Here is a 14,503-nt window from a genome sequence, read left to right as displayed (position 1 = left end):
GCCGATAATCGCAATTGACCGCTGACACGTTTGCTTATACCTTTATACTGCCACTTGTGGCTTCTTTGGAGAGACTGGTCAGGTACCCACCGTAGAAGTCCCTAGGCAACGGCCTCGCCCTCCAGCGAGGCCGTTTTCATTTATGCACTTTGCGAACTTCCAGCGCATACCACCACTCCAAGTTTCAAGGTATTGGAAAATTCCGAGATAAACGTGCAACGCTGATTCATTACCGACGAACCTATTCGTATAAAGAGTATGTGCTTCGCCAATGCGATTGTTATACTTCGCTCGCTGGCACCGATCCGCGTTAATCATGGATCCAACACCCGAGTTTACCGGCAAATGCCCAGCACACCGAGGTACGATGACCACAGGCATAGCCGCTATGTTCTGAAGTGTTCTTGTACCCGCAAGGAAACTATCGCGCCCAGCGCGATAGTCTTTTTACCCCGGCCCGCCGTAACCTTCAGATACCGCGAGCCTGGGTCAACATTCAAACTTATCAGGTCGACACCGTGACGAAAGATGAACTGCGCGCGGAACTCGAGCGCCAGGCCGAACGTTACAAGGATGTTTACGGTGGTGAAGTCACCACTTATGCCGCGCAATCGGAGCCGGAACGCAAGCCTTGGCGCAAACGTGCCACCGTTCAGGATCAGGCGTTCTCCCAGGAGTTGGAGCGCATGGAAAAGGAATTGCGAAGCGACGCGCCCGAAGGCGAAGCGTGAACGCACCACGCCCCTGCCTGGCGGCCGAGGCGTGGAAAATTCTTACAGCGCATACGATTCGACGAAATGGAATCTCACAAATTTTATACGATCGTTTTAATTTTTGAAAACCATTGATTTACCTCTTAGATCAACGATTTTTCCAGAATTTAACCTTATTTTTTCGAATCTTCTGCTACCACCGCGTCGCGAAGACGATGCCTGCTGCGCGCTAAAAAGCTGCCATCCGTCAATGGCGGATGCATAGATTGTCATAGTTTTCTGGCATAATCCGCGCCCCACTTTACCGCCAGAAAACCTTCATGATCGATTTATTCAGCGGACTGGATGCCTGGGTGGTGGTGAGCCTGGTGCTCGCACTGACCTTCGTGCTCGCATTCGAGTTCATCAATGGCTTTCATGACACCGCCAACGCGGTAGCCACCGTCATCTATACCAAAGCCATGCCGCCGCACCTGGCCGTGTTCTTCTCCGGGGTGTTCAACTTCCTCGGCGTACTGCTCGGCGGTGTCGGGGTGGCCTACGCCATTGTCCACCTGCTGCCGGTGGAATTGCTGATCAATGTGAACACCGGCCATGGTCTGGCCATGGTCTTCTCCCTGCTTGCCGCAGCCATCGCCTGGAACCTGGGCACCTGGTACTTCGGTATCCCGGCTTCCAGCTCGCACACCCTGATCGGCTCGATCCTCGGCGTGGGCCTGGCCAACGCGTTGATCAGCGACATCCCGCTGGGTGACGGTGTGAACTGGCAGAAGGCGATCGACATCGCCCTGTCGCTGGTGTTCTCGCCCATGGCCGGTTTCGCCGTCGCAGCCCTGCTGCTGCTGGGCCTGAAGTGGTGGCGCCCGCTGTCGAAGATGCACAAGACCCCCGAGCAGCGCCGCAAGCTCGACGACAAGAAGCACCCGCCGTTCTGGAACCGCCTGGTACTGGTCATGTCGGCCATGGGCGTGAGCTTCGTGCACGGCTCCAACGATGGCCAGAAAGGTATTGGCCTGATCATGCTGGTGCTGATCGGTATCGTCCCGGCCAAGTTCGTCCTCGACCTGAACAGCACCACCTACCAGATCGAGCGTACCCGTGACGCCACGGTGCACCTGAGCCAGTTCTACCAGCGCAACGCCGCTACCCTCGGCGAATACCTGGCGCTGGGCAAGGGCAAGTCCGGCGACCTGCCGGAGCAGTTCAGTTGCAACCCGCAGCAGACCGAGCCGACCATCGCTGCCCTGCAGACCGCCATGGCCGGTGTCACCGACTACCGCGCCCTGAACGCCGAGCAGCGCGTGGAAGTGCGTCGTTACCTGCTGTGCCTGGACGACACCGCGAAGAAAGTCGGCAAGCTGCCAGGCCTGGAAAGCCGTGAAAAGGCTGACCTGGAGAAACTGCGCAAAGACCTCACCGCCACCACCGAATATGCCCCGTTCTGGGTGATCGTGGCCGTCGCCCTGGCCTTGGGCCTGGGCACCATGGTTGGCTGGAAGCGTGTGGTACTGACCGTCGGCGAGAAGATCGGCAAGCAGGGCATGACCTATGCCCAGGGCATGTCGGCGCAGATCACCGCAGCCTGCGCCATCGGCATGGCCAACATCTTCAGCCTGCCGGTGTCCACCACCCACGTACTGTCGTCGGGCGTGGCCGGTACCATGGTCGCCAACAAGAGCGGCCTGCAAGGCGGTACCGTGAAGACCATCCTGCTGGCCTGGGTACTGACCCTGCCAGCCTCGATGGGCTTGGCCGCCGGGCTGTTCTGGCTGGCGTCGAAAGCGATCAGCTGAAGCGTTCCCAGCCCACGAAGAAGGCGCCCCATGCGGGCGCCTTTTTTGTACCTCTCGCTTGACGCATCAGCGCCGCTTGCCACCCAGCAACGAGCCCATCAGCCCCCGCACCAACTGGCGCCCCAGCTGGTTGGCGGCCTGACGTACCGCCGACTTGATCGCCTGCCCTGCCGCACTCTGCAAGAACTCTCCCGCCTTGTCGGTAAAACTGTCGTCATCGGCCTTGGGCACCGGCGTCGGCTCCACTGGCTCGCCCTTGCGCTGGGTGAGCATTTCATAGGCAGACTCGCGGTCGATCGGCTTGTCGTAGCGCCCGGCCAGCGGCGACGCACTCACCAACGCGGCACGCTCGCTGGCGACGAGCAGCCCGATGCGCGACTGCGGTGGCGCCACCAGGACCCGCTGAACCATCGCCGGCGTACCCTTGTCTTCCAGGGTGCCGACCAACGCCTCGCCAATGCCCAGCTCAGTCAGCACCGCCAGGGTGTCGAACGCGGGGTTGGGACGGAAACCATCAGCCACCGCCTTGAGCGACTTCTGTTCCTTGGCAGTGAAGGCGCGCAGGCCATGCTGGATACGCAGGCCCAGCTGGGCCAGTACCGCATCGGGCAGGTCGGCGGGCGACTGGGTGACGAAATACACTCCCACGCCCTTGGAGCGGATCAGCCGCACCACTTGCTCCAGACGGTCCTGCAAGGCCTTCGGGGTGTCGTTGAACAACAAGTGCGCTTCGTCGAAGAACAGCGCAAGCACCGGCTTGTCGGCATCGCCCCGCTCAGGCAGTTGCTCGAACAATTCAGCCAGCAGCCACAGCAGGAAGGTCGCGTAGACCTTCGGCGCCTCGTGTACCAAGCGGCTGGCGTCGAGCAGGTGGATACGCCCACGCCCGTCGCTATCCGGGCGCAGCAGGTCTTCCAGTTGCAACGCAGGCTCACCGAACAGCGCCTCGGCGCCCTGTTGTTCGAGGGTCGCCAGGCGCCGCAACAGGGCCTGGGTCGAGGCGCTGGTCATCAACGCACTGTCCTCGCCCAACACCTGAGGGTTGTCGCGCAAGTGCCCAAGCAGCGCCTTGAGGTCCTTCAGGTCGAGCAGCAGCAAGCCCTCCCGGTCGGCCACCTTGAAGGCCGCATACAACGCCGCTTGCTGGCTGTCGGTCAACGCCAGCAGGTTGCCCAGCAGCAGCGGCCCCATCTCGCTCAGGGTGGTGCGCAACGGGTGGCCCGACTGCCCGGCGATGTCCCACAGGCTCACCGGATACGCCGTTGGGCGGTGCTGCAACCAGGGCATCCCGGCGATCCGCTCGGCCACCTTGCCCTGGGGGGCGCCCGCGGCCCCCAGGCCGCACAGGTCGCCCTTGACGTCGGCGGCGAACACCGCGACACCGGCATCACTGAACACTTCGGCCAGACGCTGCAGGGTGACCGTCTTGCCGGTGCCGGTAGCGCCCGCCACCAGGCCATGGCGGTTGGCGAGGCGCATGGACTGAAACACCGGCAGGCCATCCAGCCCTGCGCCCACAATCAATTGCGATGGATCAGACATGCGCGTTCATCCTCTATTCAAAGGTGGCGACAAACGTCGATATCCCTTCAGTTAAGCCAATTTTGCGCGCGCCGGGATCACCCCTGTTCGCGATCGAACAAACTATCCTTCATTAAGGTCAACCTTCAGGCGCGTCATCGAAAGCACGTTGCAGCACGATGACACACCCGAAGACGGTCCCGGAGGGATGCTGATCGTGCACATCGCTGACATCACCATGTTCTACGCCCCGGCCAGCGGCGGCGTACGCACCTACCTCGATGCCAAGCACCGTCGCCTCGACGCCATGCACGATGTGCGTCACAGCCTGCTGATTCCGGGCCCCGGCCCTAGCGCCCAACACGCCAATGGCATTTACCAGGTCCCTGCGCCGCCCCTGCCCTTCGGCAAGGGTTATCGTTTTCCCGTGCGCCTGGCGCCCTGGTGCAATGTGCTGCGCCGCCTCAAGCCCGACCTGATCGAAGTCGGCGACCCCTACCTCACCGCCTGGGCCGCGCTTGAAGCACGGCGCAAGCTGGACGTGCCGGTGATCGGCTTCTATCACTCCGACCTGCCGCTGCTGGTGAGCAACCGCATGGGCAACTGGTTCACCCCCAATGTCGAGGCGTATGTCAGCAAGTTGTACGGCCATTTCGACCGGGTGCTGGCGCCCAGCCAGGTGATGGCCGACAAACTGCGTCGCCTGGGTGTACGCGAGGTGCACGTGCAGCGCCTGGGCGTGGACCTTGCCACCTTCAACCCGGAACACCGCGACCCACACCTGCGTGCCGAGCTCGGCATTCCCGAAGGCAGCCGCCTGCTGGTCTTCGCCGGGCGCGGCTCGCGGGAGAAGAACCTGCCGGTGCTGCTGGACTGCATCGGCCACCTCGGGCGCCCCTATCACCTGTTGCTGGTGGGTTCGAACATGCCAGCGAACGTACCCGAAAACGTCACGGTGATCGACCATTTCTGCCCGCCCGCGCAAGTCGCCCGCCTGCTCGCCAGTGCCGACCTGCTGCTGCACGCAGGCGACCAGGAAACCTTTGGCCTGGTGATCCTCGAAGCCATGGCCAGTGCCACCCCCGTGGTGGCGGTGCGCGCCGGGGCGTTCGGCGAGATCGTCACGCCCGCAGGGGGGCGCCTGTGCCGGCCCAACGACGGCCTGGCGATGGCCAACGCAGTGCGCGAGGTCTTCGAGGAGGGCGTATACCAGCTAGGCGCCCAGGCCCGCCGTCATGTCGAGCAACACTATGCCTGGGACAGCGTGGTCAATGGCTTGTTGCAGCATTACCAGGCCGTGCTCGGCCACCAGCCGCTGGTGCGCGCCCATGGCTGAGCCACAGGCCAAACCTGTCAGCCTGATGCTGGTGCTACACGACGTGGCGCCGCAAACCTGGCCCGACTACCAACCCTTCGTCGAAGCCGTCGATGCCCTGGGCGACATACCAATGACTTGGCTGGTGGTGCCCGACTTCCACCACCACAACGCCCTGGCGCATTACCCAGCCTTCTGCCGCATGCTCGAACGGCGGCTGGCCCGCGGTGACGAACTGGCCCTGCACGGCTTCTACCATGCCGACGATGGTCCCCCGCCGCGCACGCCCGGCGAGTTCTTCATGCGCCGTATCTATACCCACGAAGGCGAGTTCCATGGCTTGCAACAGCATGAAGCGATGCAACGCCTGGAGGCCGGCCTGGCAGCGTTCGCCCAGCAGGGCTGGCCGGTGGCGGGGTTCGTCGCCCCCGCCTGGCTGATGAGCGAAGGCACGCGCCAGGCCCTGCGCCGCCTGCCGCTGCGTTACACCAGCACGCCACGGCATCTGTACCGGCTGCCGGATTTCACTGCCATCGACGCCCCCGGCCTGGTGTGGAGCGCGCGCAGTGCCTGGCGTCGAGGGTTGTCGCGGGTGGTCTGCGACTGGCAATGCCGACGCTGGCGCGAAGCTGAGGCCCTGCGCCTGGGCCTGCACCCGGTCGACATGCGCCATACCAACGCCCGGGAATATTGGCTGCGCACCCTCACCCGCCTGCTCGAGCAAGGGCGCGAGCCGCTGACCAAATCCGCCTGGCTCGCGCGCCAGCCTCATCCATGAAGCGCCTGGCCTGGCTGGGGCTGGCGCTGCTGTTCGCGGTTGCGGTGCCGACACTGCTCGGCGGCAGTGAACTGTGGCCCCGGCTACGGGCCTTCTCCCCGAGGCTGATGATGACGCTGTTGGACATGATCCTGCTGTGCTGGGTGATCAATGCGGTACGCCTGCGCCTGCTGCTCGGCCAGCAAGGCGCACAGCTCGGCATGTTGCGCGGCGTCGGCGTGGTCATGGCCACCGAGTTCGCCATTTGCACTACCCCCGGCGGCAGCGGTGGACCACTGACCCTGATGGCGCTGCTGGCACGCGAGCGCATTGGCCCGGCGCGCAGCGGCGCGGTGTTCGCCATGGACCAGTTGAACGACTTGCTGTTCTTTTTCTGCGCCATGCTGGCGATCGCAGGCTACGCACTGTTTCATCGCCTGGGGCACAGCCAGGAAAGCATGCTGCTGGGCAGCGCGCTGATGTTGTGCCTGGCGTTGGCAGCAATAGGGGTGCTACTGCGCTACCGCCGTGGGCTGATGCGCAGCAACGGCCGGTTGCTGCGGCGCCTGGGCATGTCGCCAGCGCGGCGGCGGCGCTGGGCGCGCAAGCTGTTGCGCTTCCTTCACGCCCTGGCCGATACCTGGCGCCTGCCCAAGCGCACATTGGCACTGGTCTTCGCCCTCACCTGTGCGCACTGGAGCCTGCGCTACAGCGTGTTGTACCTGGTGCTGCTGGGGTTGGGCGTGGAGCTGGCATGGATACCGAGCTTCCTGGTGCAGGTGCTGGCGCTGAGCGCGGGGCAGTTCAGCCTGCTGCCGGGCGGCGCAGGGGCTGCCGAGCTGACGTCGGCCACGCTGCTGGCACCGCTGGTGGGCGCCTCGACGGCCGCCGCGGCGATCCTGATCTGGCGCGCGGTTACCTATTACTTTTATCTGATTGCGGGTGGGCCGGTGTTCGTTTATCTGCTGGCACGCCCGCTGCTGGAGCGCTGGCGTCGACATGCGGGTTGAGCTGCTGCCAGAGGTCGGCGGCGCCCTCGAACTCAGTGCCATCCTCGTCGTTCAAGGCGTCAAGGTCATAGCGAGCCAGGCAGCCTTCGCCGAGAGTGGGAGGGGCTGAGGCGGTAGGTTTGTTGCGGTTGGCCATCGGGTTGCTCCTTTCGCGCTCGATCGCGGAGCAAGCCCGCGATCAAGCCGCCACGGAATCAGTCGAATACCACGGTCTTGTTGCCATGCACCAGCACACGGTCTTCCAGATGATGGCGCAGACCACGGGCCAATACCATTTTCTCCACGTCGCGACCGAAGCGCACCATGTCGTCGATGCTGTCGGCATGGTTCACCCGCACCACGTCCTGCTCGATGATCGGGCCGGCGTCGAGCTCTTCGGTGACGTAGTGGCACGTTGCGCCGATCAGCTTCACACCGCGCAGTGCAGCCTGGTGGTAAGGCTTGGCCCCCACGAACGACGGCAGGAAGCTGTGGTGGATGTTGATGACGCGCTCGGCGTACGCCTGGCACAGCTGCGGCGGCAGGATTTGCATGTAGCGCGCCAGTACCACCACATCGGCCGCATGCGCTTCGACCAGACGCGACACCTCGGCGAATGCCGGGGCCTTGTCTTTCGGGTCTACCGGCACATGGAAGAACGGAATGCCGTGCCACTCGACCATGCTGCGCAGGTCGTCGTGGTTGGAGATCACGCAAGGGATATCGCAGTCCAGCTCATCGGTGTGCCAGCGGTGCAGCAGGTCGGCCAGGCAATGGGACTCACGGCTGGCCATCAGCACCACGCGCTTTTTCTGCGCCGAGTCGGTGATTCGCCAGGTCATGGAGAACTCTTCGGCAATCGGTGCGAAGGCCTCGCGGAACGCTGCGATATCGAACGGCAACGACTCGGCACGAATTTCATGGCGCATGAAGAACCAACCACTCTGCTCATCGGAGTGGTGGCTGGCTTCGTTGATCCAGCCATTATAGAGAGCCAGGAAATTACTGACCTTTGCCACGATACCGACACGGTCGGGGCAGGCAATCGTCAGACGGTAGGTGCGCATGAATCAGACTCCAGAACTTCGCAAAGGCGCACATTCTAGCGGCCTGCCGGGAAAAACGCAGTAACCATTGACCGAATCGACCTTGGCGCTTGCCATACGGGACCGAAGCCAGTGGTAGCAATATGTAAATTTTCGGTTAGCGAAGAGTTATGCAGTGATTCGACAATTAACCGTTTACGGCTTTTTTAATTGTTTACTTGAGAGTTTCGCCTGTTTACTATTGACCCACTGTCTCTCTGTACATCCAACAAGGAACACCCCATGTCCCTGATCAACGAATATCGCGCCACTGAAGAAGCTATCAAGGAACTTCAGGCCCGTCTGGCCAACCTGTCGCAAGATGACAAACTGAAGAAAGAACTGGAATTCGAAGGCAAACTGCGCACCCTGATGGGTGAGTATTCCAAGTCCCTGCGTGACGTGATTGCCCTGCTGGACCCAGAGTCCAAACTGAGCAAAGCCCCGCGCGGCGTGGCCAAGACCACCGGCACCAAGCGTGCACGCAAGGTCAAGCAATACAAAAACCCACACAATGGCGAAGTGATTGAAACCAAGGGTGGCAATCACAAGACCCTGAAAGAGTGGAAAGCCAAGTGGGGCGGTGATGTGGTTGAAGGCTGGGCGACCCTGCTGGACTGATTCCAGTTATTGCCTAGCTCGCGCAGCACATGAAAAACGCCGGCAATTAGCCGGCGTTTTTCTTTGTCTGTTCAGCTAAATATGCAGCCGCGCCCTGAGTGCCTGCACATGTGCCTGCCAGGCGTCCAGCACCCGGCGCCCAGCCTCGTCGGCTTCGGCCCAATAGCTCTGCAATGCTTGCTCGAAGTCGCCCAGGGTATTTGGCGCGCCCATCTGTGGCTCGCTCAGGCGTTGTTGGCAGAAGCGCTGCCACCGTTGCGCTTCTTCTTCATTCAAGGTGTCGCTGAAGTTGCGTGCGCGGTAACGGAACAATAATTCGGCCAGCCGTGCATCATCGAACATCCACTGCCCCTGCCCCAGTTGCCGTGGTTCCACCCGACGCACTTGCTCGCACAAACGCCGATCGCGGTCACCGAAAAATCCGTCGTACAACTGTTGTTCCGGGTCTTCACTGGGCGTGAACTCGTCACCGCTATAGATGCTTTCCAGCTTGTCTTGCCAGACCGACTGTTGATTGACCAACTGCGCTGCACGCGATTGCAGCAAGTGCATATCCAGCCCCAGGCGCTGTTGATCGACTGGACGCAGGACTGACAACGGTGCAACCACCGGGCAGCGATTGATGTGTATCAACTTGAGCGGTACAGGTACTTCTCCGTCAGCCAATTCGTCCCGTCGCGTGTACAAACGTTGACGCAGTGCCTGTGCACTTTCCTGCAATAACGGCAAGGTTTCCAGGTGCAGGTCGCACACAATCAGTGCATTGCGATTACCGGGGTGCCAAGCCAATGGCAGCACTACGCCAAGATAATTACGTTCGGCAGAGAAACGCCCGGAAATATGTACCAAGGGCTGCAACAAATGCACCTGCTCCATCACCTTGTGCTTGCTGCGCAGTTGGAACAGCCAGTCATACAGTTTGGGCTGCCGCTCACGGATCAGGCGCGCCAGGGCAATGGTCGCCCGTACGTCGGACAACGCCTCGTGAGCATGGCCATGCTCCAGGCCATTGGCCTTGCTGAGCAACTCCAGGCGCAGGCTGGTGCGGCCGTCCTGCTGCGGCCAGACGATACCCTCCGGGCGCAAGGCATAGGCGGTGCGCACCACGTCGATCAGGTCCCAACGGCTGTTGCCGCCTTGCCACTCGCGGGCATAGGGGTCGAAGAAGTTGCGGTAGAGGCTGTAGCGGGTCACTTCGTCATCGAAACGCAGGCTGTTGTAGCCCGCGCCACAGGTGCCGGGACGCGCCAATTGCTCGTGCACCAAGGTCATGAACTCGGCTTCGCCCAGGCCGCGGCTTGCCAGTTGCTCGGGGGTTATACCGGTCACCAGGCAGGCGGCCGGGTGCGGCAGAATATCGTCACTGGGGCGGCAATAGAGGTTGACCGGCGCCTCGATTTCGTTGAGGTCGAGGTCGGTGCGCACGCCAGCAACCTGCAGAGGCCGGTCACAGCGAGGGTTGATGCCGGTGGTTTCGTAGTCGTGCCAGAAGATGCTGGAGCTCACGGGGTCGTCCTGTACAAAGGTCGACGGTGAGTCTAACCCAGCCCGCCTCAGGCCGAAGCGTTCTCTGGCCGGAAGCTGAAGAAGCCGCGCAGCGAGCGCACGAACTCATCGTATTCCTGTGGCGGCTGCAACAGCATGAAGCCTGCATCGTAGTGCCCAGGCGTCTGGTCTTCGTTGCACCACAGGCAACTGGCGGTGAGGTTGATGAACTGATAGCCGCCGCCCGCAAGCGGCACGCGCAATTGCAGCTCGAAATCCGGCCCGACCAGAACCGGCAGTTGGCTGATCAGCATCAGGCCATCTTCGGAGGCGTTACCCAGGTAACCGATGTGTTGGTCGGTGGTCCGGTTGTACACCTTGAGCACGCATGGCAGTTGGTGACGTTCTATATGGCGTTCGATAAACATGTTGTTCGTACCTGGTGCCAGGAAGACGAGGTACTGGCGTTGATCGTTGCATGTGCCTTACAGACTAGCCCAGCCCGCGTGGCAAATCCCGTGAAATCATTGTCACTTTGGTATTAGCGCCAAGGTGTGGATGCAGCGGGAGTCGCCACGGCCGGTGCCGTGCCGCGCAGGTGGCCGAGCTGCTCGAGGGTCTGCAAGCGCGCCCTGGCACGATAGGCGTATTCGTTCTGCGGGTAGCGCTGGATCAGGTATTGGTAGGTGTGCGCCGCATCCACGTACAACTTCTGGCGCTCCAGGCACTGGCCGCGCAGCATCGACACTTCCGGGTGGATGAACGGCCGCGCGCGGCTGGTGCGGTCGACCTGGGACAGCTCCAGCATCACGCGCTGGCAGTCACCACGGTCATAGGCGCGGTAGGCGTTGTTCAGATGGTGGTCCATGGACCAGCGGGTGCAGCCGACGACACTGGCCGCCATGGCTAAAACGATCAGGGCTCGCATGGGGAAATCTCCTTTGATAGGGAGTGTATCGGCCTGGTACGGCAAATCTTCACACGCTTTTGCAAGCATACAACGACCGTTCAAACGCCACCCTATACAAGCTGCAAGGTAGTGCAACGGAACAATGACTACAGCGTAATTGAGGAGTAGCCTTTCGCTGCGCTTCACTATAGGAGTCTGTGCATGACCATCCGCCGTACCAAAATCGTCGCCACCCTGGGCCCCGCCAGCAACTCGCCGCAAGTGATCGAACAGCTGATCCTCGCAGGCCTGGACGTCGCACGCCTGAACTTCTCCCACGGCACCCCGGACGAGCACAAGGCCCGCGCCCGCCTGATCCGTGACATCGCCGCCAAGAACGGCCGCCATGTCGCACTGCTGGGCGACCTGCAGGGTCCGAAGATCCGCATCGCCAAGTTCAGCAACAAGCGCATCGAACTGAAAGTCGGTGACAAGTTCACCTTCTCCACCGCTCACCCGCTGACTGAAGGCAACCAGTCCATCGTCGGCATCGACTACCCCGACCTGGTCAAGGACTGCGGCGTAGGCGACGAACTGCTGCTCGACGACGGCCGCGTGGTCATGCGCGTCGAAACCGCCACGGGCGATGCGCTGCACTGCGTGGTGATCATCGGCGGCCCGCTGTCCGACCACAAAGGCATCAACCGCAAAGGTGGCGGCCTGACCGCACCGGCCCTGACCGAGAAAGACAAGGCCGACATCAAGCTGGCCGCGGAAATGGACCTGGACTACCTGGCCGTGTCCTTCCCGCGTGACGCCAAGGACATGGAATACGCCCGCAAGCTGCGCGACGAAGCCGGCGGCAGCGCCTGGCTGGTGGCCAAGATCGAACGCGCCGAAGCGGTAGCCGATGACGAGACCCTCGACGGCCTGATCGCCGCCTCCGACGCCGTGATGGTTGCCCGTGGCGACCTGGGCGTGGAAATCGGCGACGCCGAGCTGATCGCCATCCAGAAGAAGATCATCCAGCACGCCCGCCGCAACAATAAAGCGGTGATCGTGGCGACCCAGATGATGGAGTCGATGATCCAGAACCCGATGCCGACCCGCGCCGAAGTCTCCGACGTGGCCAACGCCGTGCTGGACAACACCGATGCGGTGATGCTGTCGGCCGAAAGCGCCGCCGGTGCCTACCCGATCGAAGCGGTACAGGCCATGGCGCGCATCTGCCAGGGCGCCGAGAAGCACCCGACCAACCAGAAGTCCAGCCATCGCCTGCACACCACCTTCGAGCGCTGCGACGAAAGCATCGCCCTGGCGGCGATGTACACGGCCAACCACTTCCCGGGCGTCAAGGCGATCATCGCCCTCACCGAGAGTGGCTACACCCCGCTGATCATGTCGCGCCTGCGTTCGCACGTGCCGATCTTCGCCCTGTCGCCGCACCGCGCCACCCAGGCGCGCGCCTCGCTGTTCCGCAACGTCTACCCGATCGACTTCGACCCGGCGGCGCTGCCGGCCGACAAGGTCAGCCAGGCGGCAGTGGACGAACTGCTCAAGCGTGGCCTGGTGCAACAGGGTGACTGGGTGATCCTGACCAAGGGCGACAGCTACCACACCATCGGTGGCACCAATGGCATGAAGATCCTGCATGTGGGTGACCCGCTGGTAGGTTGATTCTGCCTCCGCTGGGGCCGCTTCGCGCCCCTTTCGCGACACAAGGCCGCTCCCACGACGACCGCGCAATTCAAGAGTTGCCCGGAGCCTGTGGGAGCGGCCTTGTGTCGCGAAAGGAGGGCGAAGCCCTCCCCGCTCTCTCAAGCATGCTCGCTGAACACATCAGCAAACACCTGCCCCCTGGGAACCCCCGCGATAAACAGCCGCCGCGCAAACTGCTCCACCCGCCCAGGCGCCCCGCACACTAGCGCTACGGTCTGACGCGACACCAAGCGCAACCCCGCCAACGCTGCTTCAAAATCCTCGCCAGCCACCAACTCCACACTCACCTGCTCCCCCGCCAGCGCCTGTAGCGCCTCGGCCAGGTAATGGGTATGGGCCACATGCAGCACCTTGATCGGCCCCTCGTGCCCCTGCTGCAAGGCCTCGCGCAGAATGCCCCACAGCGGTGCCAAACCGGTGCCCGCCGCCAATAGCCACAACGGCCGCGCCTGCCAGTCCGGGTCGTAATGCAAGGCGCCACCGCGCAGCTCGCCCAGGCTTATTTCATCCCCCATCTGCAGCTGCCGGGCCTGGTCGCAGAATGCGCCCGGACGCGAGCAATCGAGGTGGAACTCCAGGAAATCATCTTCGCCTGGCAGGCTCGCCAGTGAATAAGGGCGGGCCACCTCACCCAGCCACAGCACCACATGCTGGCCCGCCCGGTAGCGCCAGGGACGTTCAGGGCTCAGCCGCAGGCGCAGCACTTCGCCGATCCAGTCCAGGCCGCACACCCGCGCCGCCAAGCCATCGCGCAGTGGGTCGAACACCGCCACGCGCAGGTCACCCACCACCCGGCACTGGCAAGCCAGACGCCAGCCCTGGGCATGTTTTTCCAAGGCCAATGCTTCGGGCAAGGCATCCACAGGCTGCCCCTCCAGGCAATGCACCAGGCAGGCATGGCAACTGCCCGCACGACAGCTGTAGGGCACACTCACCCCTGCATCGTTCAGGGCATCCAGCAGGTTGCTACCGGTCGGCACCGCCCAGCGACGTTCGCCGACGCAAAGTTCAGGCATGTTCTTTTCATCTCCAGCTATCACATCGCCACTCTAAGACAACGGCGCAGCGGCAGCAAAAAAGGTGCCGCCCGGCGGGCGACCATGGTCCAGACCACGCGCAGGTGTGCCAGGCCGGGATGCGCGGTATACTGCCGCGCCTTTTTTGCACCGGCCCGACCTGCCGGAGCCCCAGGGCATCCGGCACGCTGGTCGGCACCGTCGGAACGCCTTTACGAATGTTCCCGTCTTTATAGAGGAGCGCGCTGCATGACCGTGATCAAGCAAGACGACCTGATTCAGAGCGTCGCCGACGCCCTGCAATTCATCTCGTACTACCACCCCGTCGATTTCATCCAGGCGATGCACGAGGCCTACCTGCGTGAAGAGTCGCCCGCCGCGCGCGACTCCATCGCCCAGATCCTCATCAACTCGCGCATGTGCGCCACCGGCCACCGCCCAATCTGCCAGGACACCGGTATCGTCACCGTGTTCGTGCGCGTGGGCATGGACGTGCGCTGGGACGGCGCGACCCTGAGCCTGGACGACATGATCCTGTATCACTCGCCGTTCTGGAGCAATGTGCTCGAGGATCAGGAAGGTTTCTTCCAGTTCCTGATG

At 62.7% G+C, this 14,503-nt stretch carries 14 protein-coding genes; 8 read left to right on the top strand and 6 right to left on the bottom strand.

Annotated elements, in window-relative coordinates; all coding sequences use genetic code 11:
- Positions 1-518: 518 nt before the first annotated feature.
- On the top strand, positions 519-731 hold the full coding sequence (locus ACQKPE_RS15195) for a hypothetical protein (protein ID WP_427667095.1): 213 nt from the start codon (positions 519-521) through the stop codon (positions 729-731).
- A gap of 302 nt (positions 732-1,033) precedes the next feature.
- Positions 1,034-2,506, top strand: a complete 1,473-nt coding sequence (locus ACQKPE_RS15190; protein ID WP_427667063.1) for an inorganic phosphate transporter — start codon at positions 1,034-1,036, stop codon at positions 2,504-2,506.
- A 66-nt stretch (positions 2,507-2,572) separates the two neighbouring features.
- Here ACQKPE_RS15190 and ACQKPE_RS15185 read toward each other — a convergent pair whose 3' ends face one another.
- Positions 2,573-4,048, bottom strand: coding sequence for a helicase HerA-like domain-containing protein (locus tag ACQKPE_RS15185; protein ID WP_427667061.1), 1,476 nt, complete (start codon positions 4,046-4,048; stop codon positions 2,573-2,575).
- 187 nt (positions 4,049-4,235) lie between these two features.
- Here ACQKPE_RS15185 and ACQKPE_RS15180 point away from each other — a divergent pair, with 187 nt between their 5' ends.
- From ACQKPE_RS15180 to ACQKPE_RS15170, 3 genes are read left to right on the top strand one after another with little or no spacing between them, the layout of a single operon-like run.
- Positions 4,236-5,363, top strand: coding sequence for a glycosyltransferase family 4 protein (locus ACQKPE_RS15180; protein ID WP_427667060.1), 1,128 nt, complete (start codon positions 4,236-4,238; stop codon positions 5,361-5,363).
- A complete protein-coding gene (locus ACQKPE_RS15175; protein ID WP_427667058.1) occupies positions 5,356-6,120 on the top strand; it encodes a DUF2334 domain-containing protein in 765 nt (254 codons plus the stop codon). The genes ACQKPE_RS15180 and ACQKPE_RS15175 overlap by 8 nt, the downstream gene beginning before the upstream one ends.
- Entirely contained in the window at positions 6,117-7,109 is a 993-nt protein-coding gene (locus ACQKPE_RS15170) for a lysylphosphatidylglycerol synthase transmembrane domain-containing protein (protein ID WP_427667056.1), read from the top strand. The genes ACQKPE_RS15175 and ACQKPE_RS15170 overlap by 4 nt, the downstream gene beginning before the upstream one ends.
- 194 nt (positions 7,110-7,303) lie before the next feature.
- On the opposite strand, the gene purU is transcribed toward ACQKPE_RS15170, so the two are convergent.
- Complete coding sequence (purU, locus tag ACQKPE_RS15165; RefSeq protein ID WP_427667055.1) at positions 7,304-8,155, bottom strand: formyltetrahydrofolate deformylase; 852 nt, start codon at positions 8,153-8,155, stop codon at positions 7,304-7,306.
- Between the two features lie 261 nt (positions 8,156-8,416).
- Between purU and mvaT the strand changes: the two genes are divergently transcribed.
- Positions 8,417-8,794 carry a histone-like nucleoid-structuring protein MvaT gene (mvaT, locus tag ACQKPE_RS15160; protein WP_427667053.1) on the top strand — a complete coding sequence of 126 codons (378 nt, stop codon included), beginning with the start codon at positions 8,417-8,419 and terminating at the stop codon, positions 8,792-8,794.
- Positions 8,795-8,869: 75 nt separating this feature from the next.
- On the opposite strand, the gene sbcB is transcribed toward mvaT, so the two are convergent.
- The 3 genes from sbcB to ACQKPE_RS15145 form a co-directional block, all read right to left on the bottom strand.
- Positions 8,870-10,300 (bottom strand): exodeoxyribonuclease I, encoded by a 1,431-nt coding sequence (gene sbcB, locus ACQKPE_RS15155; RefSeq protein WP_427667051.1) that lies wholly within the window; start codon positions 10,298-10,300, stop codon positions 8,870-8,872.
- A gap of 47 nt (positions 10,301-10,347) precedes the next feature.
- Positions 10,348-10,707, bottom strand: a complete 360-nt coding sequence (locus ACQKPE_RS15150) for a PilZ domain-containing protein (protein ID WP_427667050.1) — start codon at positions 10,705-10,707, stop codon at positions 10,348-10,350.
- Between the two features lie 113 nt (positions 10,708-10,820).
- Positions 10,821-11,207: a tetratricopeptide repeat protein gene (locus ACQKPE_RS15145; protein ID WP_427667049.1), complete on the bottom strand. Its 387-nt coding sequence runs from the start codon at positions 11,205-11,207 to the stop codon at positions 10,821-10,823.
- 183 nt (positions 11,208-11,390) lie between these two features.
- On the opposite strand from ACQKPE_RS15145, the gene pyk reads away from it, so the two are divergent.
- Positions 11,391-12,845 carry a pyruvate kinase gene (pyk, locus tag ACQKPE_RS15140; RefSeq protein WP_427667047.1) on the top strand — a complete coding sequence of 485 codons (1,455 nt, stop codon included), beginning with the start codon at positions 11,391-11,393 and terminating at the stop codon, positions 12,843-12,845.
- 140 nt (positions 12,846-12,985) lie between these two features.
- On the opposite strand, the gene ACQKPE_RS15135 is transcribed toward pyk, so the two are convergent.
- On the bottom strand, positions 12,986-13,903 hold the full coding sequence (locus tag ACQKPE_RS15135) for an iron-sulfur-binding ferredoxin reductase (protein ID WP_427667046.1): 918 nt from the start codon (positions 13,901-13,903) through the stop codon (positions 12,986-12,988).
- A gap of 249 nt (positions 13,904-14,152) precedes the next feature.
- On the opposite strand from ACQKPE_RS15135, the gene ACQKPE_RS15130 reads away from it, so the two are divergent.
- Positions 14,153-14,503 (top strand): fumarate hydratase (locus ACQKPE_RS15130; RefSeq protein WP_427667044.1); only part of this gene is annotated, 351 nt, incomplete at its 3' end.

The sequence above is a fragment of the Pseudomonas sp. NPDC089554 genome, from assembly GCF_050280645.1.
Classification (GTDB): Bacteria; Pseudomonadota; Gammaproteobacteria; order Pseudomonadales; family Pseudomonadaceae; genus Aquipseudomonas.
This window is presented reverse-complemented; position numbering and strand designations above follow the sequence as displayed.

Excerpts from the sequence above, each read along its gene's own strand:
- ACQKPE_RS15190 (WP_427667063.1), top strand. The coding sequence starts at position 1,034 with ATGATCGATTTATTCAGCGGACTGGATGCCTGGGTGGTGGTGAGCCTG.
- ACQKPE_RS15185 (WP_427667061.1), bottom strand. The coding sequence starts at position 4,048 with ATGTCTGATCCATCGCAATTGATTGTGGGCGCAGGGCTGGATGGCCTG.
- ACQKPE_RS15180 (WP_427667060.1), top strand. The coding sequence starts at position 4,236 with ATGCTGATCGTGCACATCGCTGACATCACCATGTTCTACGCCCCGGCC.
- ACQKPE_RS15175 (WP_427667058.1), top strand. The coding sequence starts at position 5,356 with ATGGCTGAGCCACAGGCCAAACCTGTCAGCCTGATGCTGGTGCTACAC.
- ACQKPE_RS15170 (WP_427667056.1), top strand. The coding sequence starts at position 6,117 with ATGAAGCGCCTGGCCTGGCTGGGGCTGGCGCTGCTGTTCGCGGTTGCG.
- purU (WP_427667055.1), bottom strand. The coding sequence starts at position 8,155 with ATGCGCACCTACCGTCTGACGATTGCCTGCCCCGACCGTGTCGGTATC.
- mvaT (WP_427667053.1), top strand. The coding sequence starts at position 8,417 with ATGTCCCTGATCAACGAATATCGCGCCACTGAAGAAGCTATCAAGGAA.
- ACQKPE_RS15150 (WP_427667050.1), bottom strand. The coding sequence starts at position 10,707 with ATGTTTATCGAACGCCATATAGAACGTCACCAACTGCCATGCGTGCTC.
- ACQKPE_RS15145 (WP_427667049.1), bottom strand. The coding sequence starts at position 11,207 with ATGCGAGCCCTGATCGTTTTAGCCATGGCGGCCAGTGTCGTCGGCTGC.
- pyk (WP_427667047.1), top strand. The coding sequence starts at position 11,391 with ATGACCATCCGCCGTACCAAAATCGTCGCCACCCTGGGCCCCGCCAGC.
- ACQKPE_RS15135 (WP_427667046.1), bottom strand. The coding sequence starts at position 13,903 with ATGCCTGAACTTTGCGTCGGCGAACGTCGCTGGGCGGTGCCGACCGGT.